Raw genomic sequence first — 17930 nt, forward strand, 5'->3', positions numbered from 1 at the left:
AATTAAATCTCTTCTCACTTGATTATAGATTTCTTTCCGTCTATACTTCGGGGTGAACACAATATGGTATTTGCACATCCATTTTGTGTGAGCTAGGCTGTAGCTCTTGGTTGCCATTGATGACCATTCCTCTCTTTTGAGCCTGAACATCTCAATTTTATTGGAATGGTCATGGTGGTCAAACCCTCAATCCCTCCACCCGCATAGCGGGTGGTTTTTTGTTTCGCGCGCTTCACGCACTCAACTGGCTAAAGCCATAAAAAAAGCCCACACCTGGTATCCCAGGAATGGGCCTGCTGTACATATTCGATTATAGCAGCGGATGCTCGTGCTTAGCCTTCAGAATATCCCATCTGCGCTCGACTTCTCGTTCGAATTCATCCAGAATTCCCTTGTTTTCTTCCTTGAGAAGGTGCTTGGTTTTGCCCATATACTTGAGCCATTCTGTGAGAGGCACCTTTTTGTTACGAGCTTCCGGGTTGTACGTAATCGTCGTCTGCCCGCGTTCTACCTCGTACAATGGGAAGAAGCAGGAATTTACTGCCGCTCCAACAATACTTTCTCCATCACGATCATTGGACTTCCAATTCAGTGGGCAGGCGATGAGCAGCTTGCCGTAGGCCATACCTTCATGCGTTGCATACCATTGGGCCTTCGCTGCTTTCTTGACCAGATCCTGTCCAAAGGCCTCGGTACCTGTGAACACATACGGAATATGGGTAGCCGCCATGATCTGTGCTGTATCCTTATGATGGTAGGGCTTGCCCTGCTGAGCTTTACCCACACCGGACGTGCTCGTCATATGACCTAATGGAGTGGAATAGGACAGCTGGGCCCCCGTATTCATGTAGCCTTCGTTATCATACTCCAGAATGATCATACGGTGGTTACGCAATGCGGTCCCGATCGCTGACCCCATACCAATGTCCATACCGCCGTCTCCTGTCACCATCACGAACGTGAAGTCATCAGGAACGTCAATCTCACCCCGCCGTTTTTTCTCCCAAAAAGCCTCCAGCGTACCAGACAAGGTAGCCGCACCGTTCTGGAACAGATTGTGAATGAAGCTCTGCTTGTGAGAGTTATAAGGGTAGCCTGTTGTTGTAATATAAGCACAACCTGTCTGGAATAGTGTAACGATATTGCCTTCAATACCCTTGAAGAACAGCTCTAGACCAGGGAAAATACCACAGCCCGGACACGCTCCATGACCGGCGGCAATTCGCTTAGGCTTGCCAGTGAGAGACCGAAGGGGTGGGACGCGTACTGACAGCTTGGAGGTCTCTTCATCAACCTTGACTGTGATCAATCCTGAGTTGTAAGCATCTGCTCCCGGCAGCTCTACGGACGATTGCAGCCGATCCTTTTCCAAACCTGGCGTATGCCCGTAATAATCAAAAGGCTTGTCTGCATATCCTTGTGCTGCTGCCTCTATTGCAAGCTCATAGAATGCCTCTGCATCCTCTGCATAGAAGTCCTTGCCTCCAAGGCCGAAGATACGGGACAGCACAATCGGCTGCTCGTCACGCAGGTCCTGTAAGGCTGATTTGACCTCATGCGTCAGGTTACCGCCTTTAGCCCCGTAGGAGTCCGCCCGCTCGCCTACCAGTAGCGCCTTGACACCCGATAGTGCCTTCCGTATAGCCTCTGCCGGGAATGGCCGAATAACATTCGGACTAATGACCCCAGCCTTGATGCCGCGACTGCGCAACTGATCTGCCACATCCTTGGCAGATTCGGCAGCAGAATTAAGCAGGAACAAGGCTACCTCTGCATCCTCCATCTTGTACAAATCAAGCGTCTCATACGTTCTGCCTGACAATGCAGCATACTCTTGTGCTACCTCTTCGAATACACGCCCGGCATGCTCCATCGCAACAGATTGCTGGTAATGGTTATTCATTAGATCATCACCATTCATGTAAGCACCCACTACAATAGGATGCTCTGCATCCAGTACATGGGGTGCCTCAGGAGCTTCACCGACGAATGCTCTCACCACATCGCGTTCTTCGAATATTTGAACTCTGCGCTTCTGATGTGAAGTGAAGAACCCGTCATACGCCACGATGACTGGCAATCGAACATCACTATGCTCTGCGACACGCAGCGCTATGATATTCATATCGTATACCGCCTGTGGAGAACGAGCCGTCAGGATGACCCATCCGGTATTCAGTCCGTAATACAGGTCCGAGTGATCCCCGCGAATATCCAGCGGTCCGCTTACAGCACGTGTGACCAGATTCATGACCATTGGGAAGCGTGTTCCCGCCTGCACAGGAAGCTGCTCGATCATATAGAGGAATCCGTTCGCGCTCGTCGCATTGAAGACGCGTGCTCCAGCTGCCGCTGCTCCATAGCAGATACCAGCGGAGCCATGCTCTCCATCGGCCGGGATCAGCTTGATATCATGCTCACCGCGGGTCCTCATCACATCGAGATATTGGGCAATCTCAGTCGATGGAGTAATAGGGAAGTATCCCATAATATGATAGTTAATCTGAGCTGCAGCCATCGCAGCCATCTCATTGCCGGATTCAAATACAGTAGTCTGGACAGGCATTTCTGTCCGCTCAGCTGTCTCGGTATGGGTAATCATTGCACGGTCTCCTCCTTCATACGAAATGCAGTACGCTGTGGCACTCGGTGTTGATCAGCAAAGCCGGCATCGTCCAAACGCTCTGTGAGTGCTGCACTTGGGCATACCTCTACGCATTTCAGGCAGCCTTTACAGTATTGATAGTCAATGCCCTGCAGGAACATTTGCAGATTCCCCCGCTTGTCAGACTGACGATCCCATACGAAGCAAAAGTCAGGACATGCCGTGTCACAAGCTGCGCAGTTGATGCACAGATCCTTATGGAATTCTGGCAGCACGCCTTGTCTTGACCCGCTAAGATCCTTCGTTATGCTATTCGCTATAACATTCAAAATACCGCCAGGCTCTTGCGTCTTATAGCCCAACAATGGCTCAGGGCGAGTATACTCTGCCGTCTCATGCTCTGCTGACCCGATCGTCACGAAGCTGACCTCCTCATAGCCTCGATCGAAAGTACGCAAGTTGGGCTCGACCAGATGTGGCAGCTTCTTCTCGAACGTACGCGTGATAACCGCTCGCATGTCATCCGGATTCAGGAAGCTGCAGATCCGGAACAGTGCACCCAGCATCGCTGTATTGACCTTGGTCCGCTCCTGCATCGCAATGCTGAGTGCATCTACTATAGCCAGCGTACCATGTGCCATCTTCAGATCACGAGCCACCTCTGCTGAGTCACGTGCAGAATTGACCAATACGACACCACCTGGACGCAGTCCATTCGTCACATCGACTGTCTTGTACAATGCTTCGTGAAAGATACCTACGACATTAGGCCGTTCAATAGGGCTATGATCTCTGATCTCTACCTCAGGTGCGCAAAAGCGTACAAAGCTTTTGACTGGAGAACCTTTCTTCTCGGAGCCATAGCTGGAAAAGTTAGAGCCGTTCAGACCTGCTCCGTTCACCCCGGCTTCCGCTAGCATTTTACCAGCCAGATTTGCCCCCAATCCCCCGATGGATTCCAGTCGGATTTCATAAAATCCAAGCTCGTTCGTCTGCGGTAACATTGTCACTACGCGTTCCTCCTGTTCTGTTCTAGTTCCATCCATCTCTTGTGTCAAAGTGTATCACACCCACAATAGAATAATGTGATTGCGGTCACATAACTGAAATGCATATAAGAGCCCCAATCCTCGCCTAAGGAATTGGAGCTCCGACCATGGTATGAGTGACACTGTAAGTGCCTGAAACATTGCAATTCTCGCTTACGTTACTACCCGGTTGATAGATCAAGCAAGGAATTCCTCACTGTCTGTTTATGCAAAATATGGATTAGGGCTTGTCCTCGTTACTCATCTATATCATCTCAATATCATTTGTATGACAAATATATGAGCAAATACTAAGGCATATACGTCGTCAAGCTAGGGCCGCTGCAATACAAAAGCTCGCACTGGTCTAACACCGTACGTACTTAATACTTCTAGAAGACCGATATTAGAAGGCTGGCATCAGCCCCCAATATAGGACATCCCGATCTTGCTACGAGCAGACGTAATCTCTGAGCGTAGATCGGAATAACGATCTGTTCGTTGCTGCCAGACAGCAGCTATGGTATCGCTTAATTGCTCGTCTGTAGCTCCATTCCGCAGCATAGTCTTCACATCAAAGCCAGCCGAAGCGAACAGACAGGTATAGAGCTGTCCATCAGACGACAAACGTGCCCGGGTACAAGAGGAGCAGAAGGAAGCTGACACTGACGGGATAAAGCCGATCTCTCCTTCACCATCAGCATACCTGTAGCGATTGGCTACCTCTCCAAAATACGCTGGCTCAACCGGAACGAGGTCATAGACAGCGCTGAGCTGGTCCAGCATTTGCTGCTTGGTAACCACACTGTCCATACTCCAGCCGTTATCATTGCCGACATCCATGAACTCTATCAGCCGCAAGGGGACTCCCAAGGCTTTGAAATAGGCGGCCATTGGTAGTATCTGAGCGTCATTTACACCCTTTTGCACGACCATGTTCACCTTAATCTCAAAGCCGATAGCTCTTGCAATTTCGATATTTCGCAGAATAACAGCAGGTTCGATTCCACGTCCGTTAATCCGACCGAACAAGACAGGGTCCAGCGCATCGAGACTAACGTTCAGGCGCCGCAGGCCTGCATCATAGAGTGGCTCTGCCAGTCTGCCCAGCAGAACACCATTAGTCGTCAAGCCCATATCCTCGACTCCTGAAATAGACAACAGATCTGCCACAAGCTCGGGAAGTCCCCCTCGCAGCAGTGGCTCTCCGCCTGTAAGTCGAATCTTGCTCACGCCCAGCGCTACGAACAGCCTGGCTAACCGTACCAGCTCATCGTTGCTCAGCTGCTGCTCTGGCGGGAGAAAGCTGTGCTTAAGACCATATTTCTCTATAGGCATACAATACGTGCAACGAAAATTGCAGCGGTCCGTCACCGAAATACGCAAATCATGTAAAGGACGCTGCAGACCGTCCCGAAGCCGATGCCTGTCCATGTCCGCTCCCCCTTGATGTCAGCGGCTGGTTGCCGCCTTTAATGTAATATCACTGAATGTACCAACGTAACGTACATCCTGCCCAGCTTCGTCCTTGACAGAGCTGATCGTCAGCCACTGGAGGTATTCCTCACCATTTTTACGACGATTCCAAATCTCCCCGTGCCAGGTACCGTGACTACGGATTTCGTTCCACATGCTGCCATAGAATTCGGCATTCTGCCTGCCAGACTTCAGAATACTAGGCTTGGAGCCCAGCACCTCAGACTCGCTATAGCCCGTCAGCTGCACAAATGCAGGGTTAACGGCAACGATCTTGCCATCTGCATCTGTGACCAGCATCCCTTGCCCCGTCGAATTGAACACCTCGGATGCCACGTGCAGTCGATCCTGATAATGCAACCACAAGACCAGCAGCAGACTGACTAGCGCTACCTGGGAGAGCAGCATAAAGCCAATAGAATATTGTCCTGTGATCCCGTGAATCGCAGCAAGCATAATCGGTGGGAAGAAGCCGCCTAGACCACCCATCATGGACACGATCCCGTTCACGATGCCTGCCTGCTTATCGAAGACCATAGGTACTAGCTTGAAGATGACACCATTGCCTGTGCCTGCACAGACAGCGATTATGATGCAGCCCACCGAATATAGCAGCAGTGAGGGTGAGAATGCCAGCACAAGCGCGGCAATAGTATAGATAGCAAAGGTGCCCATTAACAGGAACAACGGACGATATCGGTCAGCCAGCCAGCCGCCAATAGGACGGAACACGGTCGCTACCGCAATGAAGCCTGCGGTGCGCATACCGGCATCTACCTTTCCAAGTTCAAAATTATTCACCAGAAAGCTTGGAAGATAGACCGTAAAAGCAACAAAAGAACCAAATGTAATAAAGTAAAAGAGCGAGAACATCCACAGCTTCTCATTTTTGTATACGCCACGAATCTGTTCCATAATCGGTGTCTTGATCTTCTTCTCTTGACGATCACCAAAGAAGAAATTCAGCAAAATGAACACGAGCAATAACCCAAGGTAGAGCTTGACTGTGAGTGACCAGCCGACCTGGGAAGCAATGAGGGGCGCAGCGAAGGTACTGATGGCTGTACCCATGTTACCCACACCGTAGATACCGTTCACCAGACCCAGCTTCTCACGCGGATAGTACTTGGGCAATGAGGTGACACCGACTGAGAAGACGGCTCCGCCTATACCAAGGAACAGACCACCAATGATTAGATCCGTTACTGTGGTAGCCTCACTTAGATAGTAGACAGGGAATAACAGCAAAATAAAGCTGATTAGAAAGACTAGCCGAGCTCCGATGAGATTGGCATAATAGCCAAGCGGAATGCGAAGCACCGACCCAAGAATGACAGGAATAGCCGTAATCATGGACAGCTGTCCGGCAGGAATGGTAATGTCCTCTGCAATATAAGGCATCAATGAGGAGATAATCACCCATACCATAAAGCCTGTAACCAGATTCATCGTTTGTAGGGGCAGTTGAATTTTTCTGATCAATTCATTCACCTTTTCTTATGTTTAAGTTTGGATTTGTGGTACTGCTGCCCCTATTGTATGCTCTGCGCCCTTCCCCCATATATAGGGGAGTCCCCTCTCTATCCCAAGGGAATACCCGAAAAAAGAAGCCTCTATCTATATGGAACTACGGGTCAGCGCTGCAGCTCTTCAAGTCTCATTTAAGGCGCTGGCACGTTTGTATACATTGTATTTTCATAGGTTTGTCATGAAAAATCTTAAAAATAATAGTTACCCTATATATTTTGGAAATATTTTGAACTAGTATAAGGAATATTCAGGATCAAGAAACGAAGGAACACTGATTGATTCTAATTCATCTTATGTGAGTGAGAATTATACCAAAATCCCTTTCTAAATTGATAATTCACAAACATATTTTATTAGTCAAAAACAGCTCGTCCAATCGGAAGGACAAAGAACTACTACTTCTCAGTCTCAATAACCTGAGTAAACAAAAAGAAGACATCTACTCTCCATATGAGAGAGCGGAAATCTTCTTTTTCGGATCATTTTCACATATCTAAGCGAATAATTTGAATCCGCTAACTTCAGTATTCGCTTGAACCCAAGGCAAATATAGCCACTGCGCCTGCGCTTCCATATCAAGTAGAAACGAGGATGTAGCCACATCCTACCCGTGTCTGTTCGGTTTGCGCCAACGCCTTACTTGCATTGCTGAACTTTGCGAATCGCAAGGTGACCCGTCAAACATACGTACATACCAATATCTTTGCTGAACAAAAATTCGACCTTTTTTACGCGCTCCCTGCGTAATGAGTGGATTGGGCTTTGCAATCAGTTTCATCTTATTTTTCTTTTTACGAGATGTTGTCTTTTTCGGAGTAGGCCTTATCACTAATGAGATTTTAATCATCATTTCCATTGTTTTACTTTTTCGATAAGCGTCTGCAATTGTTTACCATCGTCAATGGCCTTCCCAATCGGTAACTATTTTTGGAATTATGTAAAATTAAATTAGTTAACATATTTGAAACATTTTAACAGAAATCAAGCATTTACTCATGGTTATTTATGGTATAATAGTAAATGTTATAGATATTAACTATATTTATAGAAAAGGATGATGGACTTTGACTATCAAGAAAAAAGTTATTGGATTAGCATCTTTGACTCTAGTTTTAGCTCTACCGTTGAGTGCATCCGCATTTAACAATGGTCAAACAACTTCTCTAAATGATAAGATTTCCACACCAGCTATTGGGACACCAGCAACAGAAACGCCTGAAGAAGGCGGAGGCTATTCCCTCCAAGTAAGACATGATGATACATTCGATACCGTACTTAGCGGGTCTTCTAAGAAACTAAACTTTAACGTAGAGCCTGGGTACGGGTATGTGAAAGTATCTGTTAAAAACACAGGTAACAAGCCCTTGAGATTTACTGTACAACATTATGTTAAAGGTATTATCGGTAAAGAGGTTACTGTTCCAGCTAATAGTTCAGTAGACTGGCTCAGCACTAACGTGAGTGACTACGCCAACAAAGGAGTTCCAGGTGGTAACTACACCGTGCAGTTCGTTCCGACATCAGGGTATTACTTGAGTGGCCAAGCTTGGGCTATCACTGCAACACAAAAGACAGATCTTTAATCTGGTAATCTTACAAAAGCGCGCTAGGGTGATGCCTAGTGCGTTTTGTTTTTTATAAATTTTCTCACAAACCACATATATATTCTCAATAGCGTTGTATAGAATTCTAATGCATAAAAAAACAGTTTCGTTCCAGAACATCCTTAAGATGAATGTTCACTCAACAAAAAAATATCCATGGGCGGTATTTAAGATCGCTTTTGCTCCTTGAATACTACAATGAAAAATATGAACTATATTTCACACCGTTCAAATATAGTGGAACTACACAAGCATCTTCTCTACAAGGGCGACACGATTACGGAACCTAGATGGCCCTATATTCAAAATTACGACATATCGTAAGAAGCGCCGAGGATGAAAAAGCCTTTGATCGTAAATTAATCCGAACTGGAGTCAGGACATAAAACTCCAGAGCATGAGTCGCTATACAAGAAATAATTTGAGGTGAAGAGGATTCTTAAACGCGGAATTCTTGTTATCATAAAAATGGAAAAAACAGCGATTGTCCATCGTGGTACAAACGCTGCTATATCCAGTAATGCCAAGGTGTGACTCTATATTCAAAAATACTATCGGCTTATATGCCATCAGAATTGCGCGTGGGGTAATTCTATATCTAATCTGATTGTATTTCTGCTTCTATCATGTAAAAGCTCAGAATTCCAGCAGCTTCTTCTTCAGAACATACTCCAGTAGCTCAGGCCGACTCTTCACATTCAACTTCTCCATGATTCGTGCCTTGTGCGCTTCCACTGTCTTGACGGAGATAAATACCTTCTCGGCAATCTCCTTATTGCCATAGCCCTTGGCAATCAAGGGCAATAGCTCGAGCTCGCGATTTGAGAGCAGATCGAACGGGTCCTCTGGTCCAGCAGGTGACTTATCCTTATTGAAGAACTCCCTTACAAGGGAAGTAGCCATTTTCGGATGAATGTAGGTACCACCTTTGTGAATCGTACGGATTGCCAGCAGCAGCTCTTCATCCGGGGCATTCTTCAGGACGTAGCCTGACGCACCGTTCTTTAATACATGGAAAAGATAATCCTCATCATCATGCATGGTCAGAATAAGGATCTTCGTCTCAGGAAAATCCTCCTTGATCTTCCCCGTAGCAATGAGTCCGCTCTCCCCTGGAGGCATGCTGAGGTCCATAATCAGAATGTCCGGCTTGAACTTGGCGGTGATCTGATAAGCCTCCAGGCCATCTGCCGCCGTTCCGATGACCTCCATGTCCTCCTGGAAGTTCAGTATCATGGAGAAGCCACTACGCACAATAGCGTGATCATCGGCAATGACAATACGAATCATGCTTCACTCTCCTCATGTCGCTCTCGGGTGGGAATACTTAACAGTACCCTTGTGCCCAATCCTTCTCTCGACTGTAGGCTAAAGCTCCCACCAGCCAGTTCGGCACGCTCCTGCATACCATACAGTCCCATTCCTGTGCCGAGTGGATCAGCAGTTGGATTGAACCCAACTCCGCGGTCCTCCACAATAAGCTGAAGCAGCTCTCCAGAATCCGTAAGCGTAACTTCAACGTTATCCACTTGAGCATACTTCAAGGCATTGAGCAAAGCCTCCTGGCCTACTCGATATATGACCGTCTCGACCTCACTGCGATACCGCTTCTGGGAGATATCCGATGTAAATTGCACCAATAGTCCGTAGCTCTGCTCCAGACGCTTGATATGCGAGCGAAAGGCTGCCTCCAGCCCCAGATCATCCAGCGCAGGAGGACGCAATTCCACCGACAGGTTCCGGATATCATCCAGCAATCGAGTCATCGAGGCTTCCGTCTGCTTCACCTTCTTGAGCAGCTGGTCATCCTCCGTCATATATTTCAGCACTCGCAGATCAACTACAGCGCTCATCAGCTCCTGAGCCACGCTGTCGTGTAGCTCCCTAGATATGCGCCTGCGCTCGTTCTCCTGTGCTTCAATGACATGCTTCATCATCTTGTTCTGATACAGCTTCTCTTGCGTCTGGTACTGGGTCGCTAGGTCACGAAGCATGAACACCCGAATACCTGCTTCAGAATCTATGGTATGAAAAGATGCAGCGTAGGGGACGACTCCTCTACCGCGGGTCTCCAGATAGACCTGGAATGATGGTAGCTCCTCAGACTCTGGCACTTGAAAATAACAATCCAGACAGGTCCGGAATTCCGTATCGCTCATGTACCCCCGACATGTAGAACATAGCGCACGATGCTGACCCTCATACAGACGCTCCTGGACATCGTCGCCCACAATCGCTTCAGCAGCCGGATTCATGGCGAGTGTTCTGCCACTACGATCGAAGAGCAGAATGGCTTCGGTTGTATTTTCGAACAGCTTGGTAATGATTGGGGTGAGGTCTGCTAATTGGGTCGGTGTCGTCACGGGGATACCTCCTCTATGCCATGGATGTTCTGAAATCCGTGCTGAGCCTGTCTTGTCAACTGCTGTAGCATTATTTCTGTCACGCATCTGTCGTCTCTGAATGCTCCCAAGAGCACACCTTCAACGCGTCCTTCTCTCCATAAAGGAACAGCCACTACACTCCTTAGCTGTTCGGATTGTACAATAGGATAATTGAACAGACTGTCTGCTTCGGCATATTGCTCCATCGACGGAATTAGAAGAGGCTTCCCCGTCTTGAAGACGATTCCGGCGATGCCTTTACCCGACCGCAAGACAATTCTGCGATACCGTTCATTCCGGTTACCGGATACATAGACCCACCGGATTACATAATGATATTCCGCTGGCTGAACCATCGCAAGCCCCATGAAATCATAGCCACACTGGGCTCGCGCCTCATCAAGCTCCAACTGGAATGCGGACTTGTTATTCATCGCTCATCTCCTGTGAAAACGGGAAAAGAAGGCTGTGCCTTCTCCCTAGCTTGATTTATGTCTCCTATACAGGATATAACTTCTGCCTACATAATTCAACGGTACGCTCCATACATGCACAAGGCGTGTAAACGGCCAGAATGCCAGAATACCGAAGCCCATGAGCACGTGCAACTTAAAGGATAAAGGTACATCCGTCATCAAGGATGCATCTGGCTGCAAGTAGAATAGCCCACGGAACCAGATCGAGATCGTCTCCCGATAGTCAAATTCAGGCTGTACTGCGTTCGTAACAAGCGTAGCGAACATTCCCATACATACAATCGTCAGTAGCATAACATTTACAGCCATATCAGAAGCTGAGCTCAGGCGCCGAACATTACGTACAGTGAAGCGTCGAGCAGTTAGCAGCAGCATTCCCAGCAGCGTGATCGCACCGAACAATCCCCCAATATATACGGCTCCGATATGATACATATGGTCATTGACACCCAGTGCGTGCATCCAAGATTTTGGAATACCAAGACCGGATACGTGACCAAAAAATACTGGAATGATTCCGATGTGGAACAGCATGCTGCCCGCTCTTAGATGCTTTTTCTCAATAAATTCGCTGGATTTAGCCGTCCAATTGAACTGATCCTGCCGATAACGATAGATGTGACCAATTACAAACACGGCCAGACAGAGATAGGGGAAAATTACCCATAGTAACTGATTCAACATGGTCATTGTGCAGAAGCCTCCTGTCGAGTACACGCCTTGAGCGTCTCACGCAGCCCCTTGATCAAGGAAGCATATGGGCTATCTTGTTTCACCAGCTCCTGATGCATGGTATACGTCCCATCCTCTATAATGGCTAGCGGCATACGGAAATTGTCCGCTGCATTCGCATCTCCTCGCCAATCGGCCGCATAAAAGAATTCACACATGAGCGGCAGGAAATCCGGCAGCTCTTCATCAGGCATTTCTAGTCCGAACATTTCGTATAGCATCTTGAGCTTAGCCAGCATCTGCCCGCGCTCTTTGCCGTCCTCATAATGAGAATAGGTCATGTACAATGTGCATTTCTTATCAAAATCAAAGGTCTCTGAGTAGTGCTCCCTTACTTCATCCAGACTCAATTGACGTATGCGCGCTGCATAGGCCTTAATGTGGTCAGCAGCGGGGTGATCCGCTGCTACCGCCTCCTCCGGCAGGTCACCGAGAAAGTCTTGTGCCTCCGGGTACATCAGTTGTCTGGAGAAAAAAGCGAGCACAGGCTTGTATTGATACAACAAATCAAGATCAATCACGCCAAATCCCTCCAAAGAAGTTCTCGTCGAATACGCCTTTCTCCGGCTCCTTCGGCGCTGTCTGTGTCTGGAACAGGCCTGCCGTACCGATGCTGCAGCCTGTGCATCCGCCACAGTCCGTACTACTGGAAGCTGTGCCCCCCATAACGGAATTGAAGCCTGTAGACCCCTGATCACGATAAGGGTCCTCCACATACTGCTCACGGTGAGAAGTAGGAATCACGAAGCGATCCTCGTACTTGGCAATCGCCAGCAAGCGATACATCCGTTCAGTCTGACCAGCGGTCAGGCCGACACGAGTCAGACGCTCCACATCGTAATCAGCACCCGTGTTCAATGCTCTCATATAAGATCGCATCATCGCCATCCGTTGCAATGCCCCCTTCACCGGCTCGACATCCCCAGCGGTCAGCATGTTAGCCAGGTACTGGATCGGTGTCCGCATCTCGTCAATCGCCGGGAAGATGAGGTCTGGATTCGCGATCGAATCCTTACCCTCGAAATAGTTCATGATCGGGCTCAGCGGCGGTACATACCAGACCATAGGCATGGTGCGGTACTCTGGATGAAGCGGGAAGGCCAGTCGATGCTCAATCGCTAGCTGATAGACTGGCGAGTTCTGCGCTGCTTCAATCCAGTCCTCGGAGATGCCGTCTTTACGAGCCTGAGCGATAACTTCAGGATCATTCGGGTTCAAGAACAGATCACATTGTGCTTCATACAGGTCTTTCTCGTCTTCCATGGAGGCAGCTTCCAGTACACGGTCAGCATCGTAGAGCAGTACACCCAGATAACGAATCCGTCCAGTACATGTCTCGGAGCAGACCGTTGGCAGTCCAGCTTCAATTCTTGGGAAGCAGAATGTACATTTTTCGGCTTTATTTGTCTTCCAGTTGAAGTACACTTTCTTGTATGGGCACCCTGTCATGCAATAGCGCCAGCCGCGGCATGCTTCCTGATCCACCAGAACAATGCCGTCCTCATCCCGTTTATACATCGCTCCTGAAGGGCAGGAGGCTACACAACTCGGATTCAGGCAGTGCTCACACAGTCGAGGCAGATACATCATGAAAGATTGCTCAAAGTTCATTCGAATCTCTTCTTCAATCTTTTGGATGTTCGGGTCCAGCGGGCCCGTCACATGGGCACCAGCCAGATCATCCTCCCAGTTCGGTCCCCACTCCAGGTTCATCTTGTCGCCTGATACGGCAGAATGCGGTCTTGCTGTAGGAAAATGCTTTTGTTCCTTCGCATTGGTCAAGTGCTCATAATTGTATGTCCATGGCTCATAGTAGTCTTTCATCTCAGGCATATCCGGATTGTGGAAGATTTTACCGAGGGCGATCTTAGACAGCTTACTGCCCGACTTGAGCTCCAGCTTGCCTTTGCGCAGCTGCCAGCCCCCTTTATAGACCTCCTGATCCTCCCAGCGCTTCGGATAGCCGATACCAGGCTTGGTTTCTACATTGTTGAACCAGATGTATTCCGCGCCTTCACGGTTCGTCCAGGTCGTCTTGCAGGTAACACTGCACGTATGGCAGCCGATGCATTTATCCAGATTCAGGACCATGCCGATTTGTGCTTTAATCTTCAAGCCAGTTGACCTCCTTCATTTTGCGGACCGCTACATATACATCCCGTTGGTTACCGATCGGGCCGTAATAGTTGAATCCATAGCTGAGTTGTGCGTATCCACCTACCATTTGTGTAGGCTTGAGATGAATCCGGGTCGGTGCATTGTGGCTACCACCGCGTGTTTCTGTAATCTCGGAGCCCGGCACATTGATGTGCTTATCCTGGGCATGGTACATGAACATCGTACCGCGCGGCATCCGTGGACTGACTACCGCACGAGCCGTTACTACCCCGTTACGGTTATATACTTCGAGCCAATCATTGTCTGCAATCTGATGCTCTGCGGCATCCTCATCGCTGATCCAGACGGTTGGACCTCCACGGAACAGCGTAAGCATATGCTGGTTATCCTGATAGGTGGAGTGAATATTCCATTTCCCGTGTGGTGTCAGATAACGAAGCACCAGCGTATCCTGTCCACCTTTGACCTCGCGATCTCGTGTACCGAATACCATTGGCGGCAATGTTGGCTTGAACACCGGCAACGACTCACCATATTGCAAGAAAATCTCATGATCTATATAGAAGTGCTGTCTTCCCGTCAATGTTCGGAAAGGAACGAGCCGTTCAATGTTGGTCGTGAATGGCGAATACCGACGTCCCGACTTGTTGGAGCCTGTGAACACAGGCGTTGGTATAACCTCTCGCGGCTGAGCCGTGATTCCTTGGAACGTAATCTTCTCCGCAGCCCGATCAGCCGAAATATCGCGCAGCGGCACACCATGTTCCTTCTCGGCTTCAATATAAGCCTTCTGCGATACTCGACCATTCGTTGCTGAAGACAGATGCAGGATAGCATCAGCTACTTGACGAGCGTTACGGATACGAGGAAGTCCGTTCTTGATGGAGTCATCTGAATATACTCCGTTAAGCTGCTTCAATTCCTCGTACTCATCAGCCACCGAGAAGCTTACTCCGTGTGCCCCAGCCTTGCCCGTCGTCAGCTTCGGACCGAGGGATATGAATTTGTCATAGACCCGGGTGTAGTCGCGCTCTACAATGCTGAAATTCGGCATTGTGCGTCCTACTACCGCTTCAGTCTCACCTTTGGCCCAATCTTTCACAAGCCCCATTGGCTGCGAAATTTCACTAATCGAATCATGACCCAGCGGTGTTGTGACAACATCTTTGTACACACCTGGCAGAGAGGTCTTCGCCATCTCCGAGAATACCTCAGCCAGACGACGATAGATATCCCAGTCCGACTTCGATTCCCACAGGGGATTAATCGCCGGGTTAAATGGATGCACGAATGGATGCATATCCGTCGAGGACAGATCCGTCTTCTCATACCATGTAGCTGCTGGCAGGACGATGTCGGCGTACAATGGAGTTGCTGTCATCCGGAAGTCAAGGGCTACCATTAGATCGAGCTTTCCTTCCACATCCTCACGCCACACAATCTCTTCTGGCTTCTCTTCTTCATTCGGGCGTGCCAGCAGAGCATCAGATGCGCCAAGCAGATGCTTCAGGAAGTATTCCTGTCCCTTGGCGGAGCTGGAGATCAGATTAGAACGCCACACGAAGAGTGAGCGCGGGAAGTTCTCTGGCGCACCAGGGTCTTCCACTGCAAAGCGAGTTCGACGTGAGCGCACTTCCTCTGCTGCATAATCCACAATGTCCTGATCGGTTTTGGCACCTTGCTTCGCAGCTTCCTCAGCGAACAGCAGACTGTTCTTATTGAATTGAGGGTAGGAAGGCAACCAGCCAAGTCGCGCCGCAAGCACGTTGTAATCAGCAGGGTGATTATATGTGAGCTCGCCTCCAGTAGGCGATTTCAATGAATCCGTTCCACTTTCCTCATATCGCCATTGCTCTGTAGCAAAATAGTAGAAGGAGGTTGCGTTCTGCAAGCGTGGCGGAGCCTGCCAATCTCTCGCAAAGGCAATCGTAGACCATCCTTCAATCGGACGTAATTTCTCCTGACCGACATAATGCGCCCAGCCGCCGCCGTTCACACCCTGCGAGGCAGTCAGTACCACCAGGTTCAGTACGGAACGATAAATGGTATCGCTGTTGAACCAGTGATTAATACCAGCTCCCATGATGATCATGGAACGACCTGAGGTATCCAGAGAATTTTGAGCGAATTCACGAGCAATCTGAACAACTACAGATGCCTTCACACTGGTGATTTTTTCTTGCCAAGCCGGTGTGTAATGACTCGTAGCATCATCATAGCCCTTCGCATTCGTCTCATGAGGAATACGTTCTACACCATATTGGCTCATCATCAGGTCATAGACTGTAGCTACATAACGCTCGCTTCCATCCGCTAGTTGGATACGGCGTGCAGGAATGACTCTTCTGAACGTGCCATTACCCTGATTATCAAAATACGGGAATACGATATCCTCCCAGGTCTCACCGTGTCCGGCTACTGTCAGTGCTGGCTTCACAGGAGTGCCATCCTCACGCTCCAGAATGAGATTCCACGCCTTCCCTGGTTCCCAGCGCTGTCCCATAGTTCCATTAGGGACCATGACTTCTCCGATATGCTCGTCATAAATGACTGGCTTCCAATCCGCATGAGGAGACGTTTCTCCCAGATCACTTGCCCGTAAGAAGCGGCCACCTTTCCATGCATCCTCGTGGGTATCTAGCAAGATCAGGAACGGCATATCTGTGAATTGTTTGGCGTAATCAAGGAAGAAGGGTTCCTGGCGTTCCTTGTAAAATTCATTCAAAATAACATGTGTCATCGCTTGGGCCACGGCTGCGTCCGTACCTGGATGCGGTGCCAGCCAGTTATCTGCGAACTTCACGTTCTCAGCTTGGTCAGGCGCGATGGATACGACCTTCGTCCCCTTGTACCGTACCTCAGTCATGAAGTGGGCATCTGGCGTACGAGTCAGAGGTACGTTGGAGCCCCACATAATCAGGTAACCGGCATTGTACCAGTCCGAGGACTCCGGTACATCCGTCTGCTCGCCCCAGATTTGCGGAGAGGCAGGTGGTAGATCCGCATACCAGTCATAGAAGCTAAGCATTTCTCCACCCAGAAGCGAGATAAAACGTGCACCGGAAGCATAGCTGATCATGGACATGGCTGGAATAGGTGTGAAGCCTGCAATACGGTCAGGTCCATAGGTTCGAATGGTATAAATTAATTGTGCCGCAATAAGCTGCAGGGCGTCGTCCCATTGGACCCGAATGTGCCCGCCTTTACCTCTCGCCTTTTTATATATTTGAGCTTGCTCAGGATTCTCTACAATGCTCGCCCATGCCTCTACAGGATTACTATGCTTGGAGAGCGCATTTTGCCATAGACGCCACAACTTCCCACGCATATAAGGGAATTTCACCCGTAGCGGACTATATTCATACCAGGAGAATGAGGCTCCGCGTGGGCATCCACGAGGCTCAAATTCTGGCATATCCGGTCCACAGGAGGGATAATCAATCTGTTGATTCTCCCAAGTAATGATTCCGTTCTTGACGAATACCTTCCAGCTACAGGAGCCGGTACAGTTGACTCCATGTGTGGTGCGGACGACCTTATCATGAGACCAGCGCTGACGATAGACGTTCTCCCACGCTCTGTCTTTCTCTTCAAGAATGGACCAGTTGTCGGAATAACCTTCGATCGGTCTGAAGAAGTTCAGTTTTCCTTTTCTTTTCATCGGGAAGGACGCTCCTTTGGGCAAAAATGATGAAGTAATATAAGATAGAAGCAATAAATAGAAGCAAAACAACGCACTTTCAACTGCAAGCCATATCTTGCAGCAGGTGAATACCTTCATTATGCGTGAGCGTAGCCTCTGTTCCCATTAGGGAATATCCTATTGCCAGCAGGGAATTCCCCCATTGTGATCAAAATCTGTTGAATATGCTCGACAAATGACACCGATTCACCCATATGGCAGTATCAATGCTATGATGGAGAGAACATCTTATGGATTAATTTTGGAGTTGAAGGTAGGGTGGCTGCCACGGCAG

13 protein-coding genes and 1 pseudogene are annotated in these 17930 nt (G+C 48.8%); 1 reads left to right on the forward strand and 13 read right to left on the reverse strand.

The genetic code is table 11. The annotated features are described in order from the left end of the window. From D328_RS30745 to D328_RS31590, 6 genes and pseudogenes are all read right to left on the reverse strand, one after another. A partial coding sequence (locus D328_RS30745) for a transposase (RefSeq protein WP_205622135.1) occupies window positions 1-117 on the reverse strand: 117 nt, incomplete at its 3' end. A 193-nt stretch (window positions 118-310) separates the two neighbouring features. Next, window positions 311-2602, reverse strand: coding sequence for a thiamine pyrophosphate-dependent enzyme (locus D328_RS0117980; RefSeq protein ID WP_018886425.1), 2292 nt, complete (start codon window positions 2600-2602; stop codon window positions 311-313). Further along, a complete protein-coding gene (locus tag D328_RS0117985) occupies window positions 2599-3615 on the reverse strand; it encodes a 2-oxoacid:acceptor oxidoreductase family protein (RefSeq protein WP_018886426.1) in 1017 nt (338 codons plus the stop codon). Before D328_RS0117985 ends, D328_RS0117980 begins: the two co-directional genes overlap by 4 nt. A gap of 438 nt (window positions 3616-4053) precedes the next feature. Further along, window positions 4054-5067: a GTP 3',8-cyclase MoaA gene (moaA, locus tag D328_RS0117990; protein WP_018886427.1), complete on the reverse strand. Its 1014-nt coding sequence runs from the start codon at window positions 5065-5067 to the stop codon at window positions 4054-4056. Window positions 5068-5085: 18 nt separating this feature from the next. Beyond that, the gene (locus D328_RS0117995; RefSeq protein WP_018886428.1) at window positions 5086-6591 is read right to left on the reverse strand and encodes a nitrate/nitrite transporter; all 1506 of its coding nucleotides are present in this window, start codon (window positions 6589-6591) and stop codon (window positions 5086-5088) included. 687 nt (window positions 6592-7278) lie between these two features. Further along, window positions 7279-7536: pseudogene (locus tag D328_RS31590) on the reverse strand (IS5/IS1182 family transposase); the annotation flags it as partial. Between the two features lie 167 nt (window positions 7537-7703). Here D328_RS31590 and D328_RS0118000 point away from each other — a divergent pair. Continuing rightward, complete coding sequence (locus tag D328_RS0118000) at window positions 7704-8222, forward strand: hypothetical protein (RefSeq protein WP_018886429.1); 519 nt, start codon at window positions 7704-7706, stop codon at window positions 8220-8222. Between the two features lie 657 nt (window positions 8223-8879). On the opposite strand, the gene D328_RS0118005 is transcribed toward D328_RS0118000, so the two are convergent. From D328_RS0118005 to D328_RS0118035, 7 genes are read right to left on the reverse strand one after another with little or no spacing between them, the layout of a single operon-like run. Continuing rightward, the gene (locus D328_RS0118005; protein WP_033413230.1) at window positions 8880-9530 is read right to left on the reverse strand and encodes a response regulator; all 651 of its coding nucleotides are present in this window, start codon (window positions 9528-9530) and stop codon (window positions 8880-8882) included. After that, window positions 9530-10606: a sensor histidine kinase gene (locus D328_RS0118010; RefSeq protein ID WP_018886431.1), complete on the reverse strand. Its 1077-nt coding sequence runs from the start codon at window positions 10604-10606 to the stop codon at window positions 9530-9532. The genes D328_RS0118005 and D328_RS0118010 overlap by 1 nt, the downstream gene beginning before the upstream one ends. Further along, complete coding sequence (locus D328_RS0118015) at window positions 10603-11061, reverse strand: GAF domain-containing protein (protein ID WP_018886432.1); 459 nt, start codon at window positions 11059-11061, stop codon at window positions 10603-10605. The genes D328_RS0118010 and D328_RS0118015 overlap by 4 nt, the downstream gene beginning before the upstream one ends. 45 nt (window positions 11062-11106) lie before the next feature. Then, on the reverse strand, window positions 11107-11793 hold the full coding sequence (gene narI, locus D328_RS0118020) for a respiratory nitrate reductase subunit gamma (protein WP_018886433.1): 687 nt from the start codon (window positions 11791-11793) through the stop codon (window positions 11107-11109). Further along, window positions 11790-12356: a nitrate reductase molybdenum cofactor assembly chaperone gene (gene narJ / locus D328_RS0118025; RefSeq protein WP_018886434.1), complete on the reverse strand. Its 567-nt coding sequence runs from the start codon at window positions 12354-12356 to the stop codon at window positions 11790-11792. The genes narI and narJ overlap by 4 nt, the downstream gene beginning before the upstream one ends. After that, a complete protein-coding gene (gene narH, locus D328_RS0118030) occupies window positions 12349-13950 on the reverse strand; it encodes a nitrate reductase subunit beta (protein ID WP_018886435.1) in 1602 nt (533 codons plus the stop codon). The genes narJ and narH overlap by 8 nt, the downstream gene beginning before the upstream one ends. Further along, on the reverse strand, window positions 13940-17614 hold the full coding sequence (locus tag D328_RS0118035; RefSeq protein WP_018886436.1) for a nitrate reductase subunit alpha: 3675 nt from the start codon (window positions 17612-17614) through the stop codon (window positions 13940-13942). Before D328_RS0118035 ends, narH begins: the two co-directional genes overlap by 11 nt. Window positions 17615-17930: the final 316 nt, after the last annotated feature.

Source organism: Paenibacillus massiliensis 2301065 = DSM 16942 (assembly GCF_000377505.1).
Lineage (GTDB): Bacteria > Bacillota > Bacilli > Paenibacillales > Paenibacillaceae > Paenibacillus > Paenibacillus massiliensis.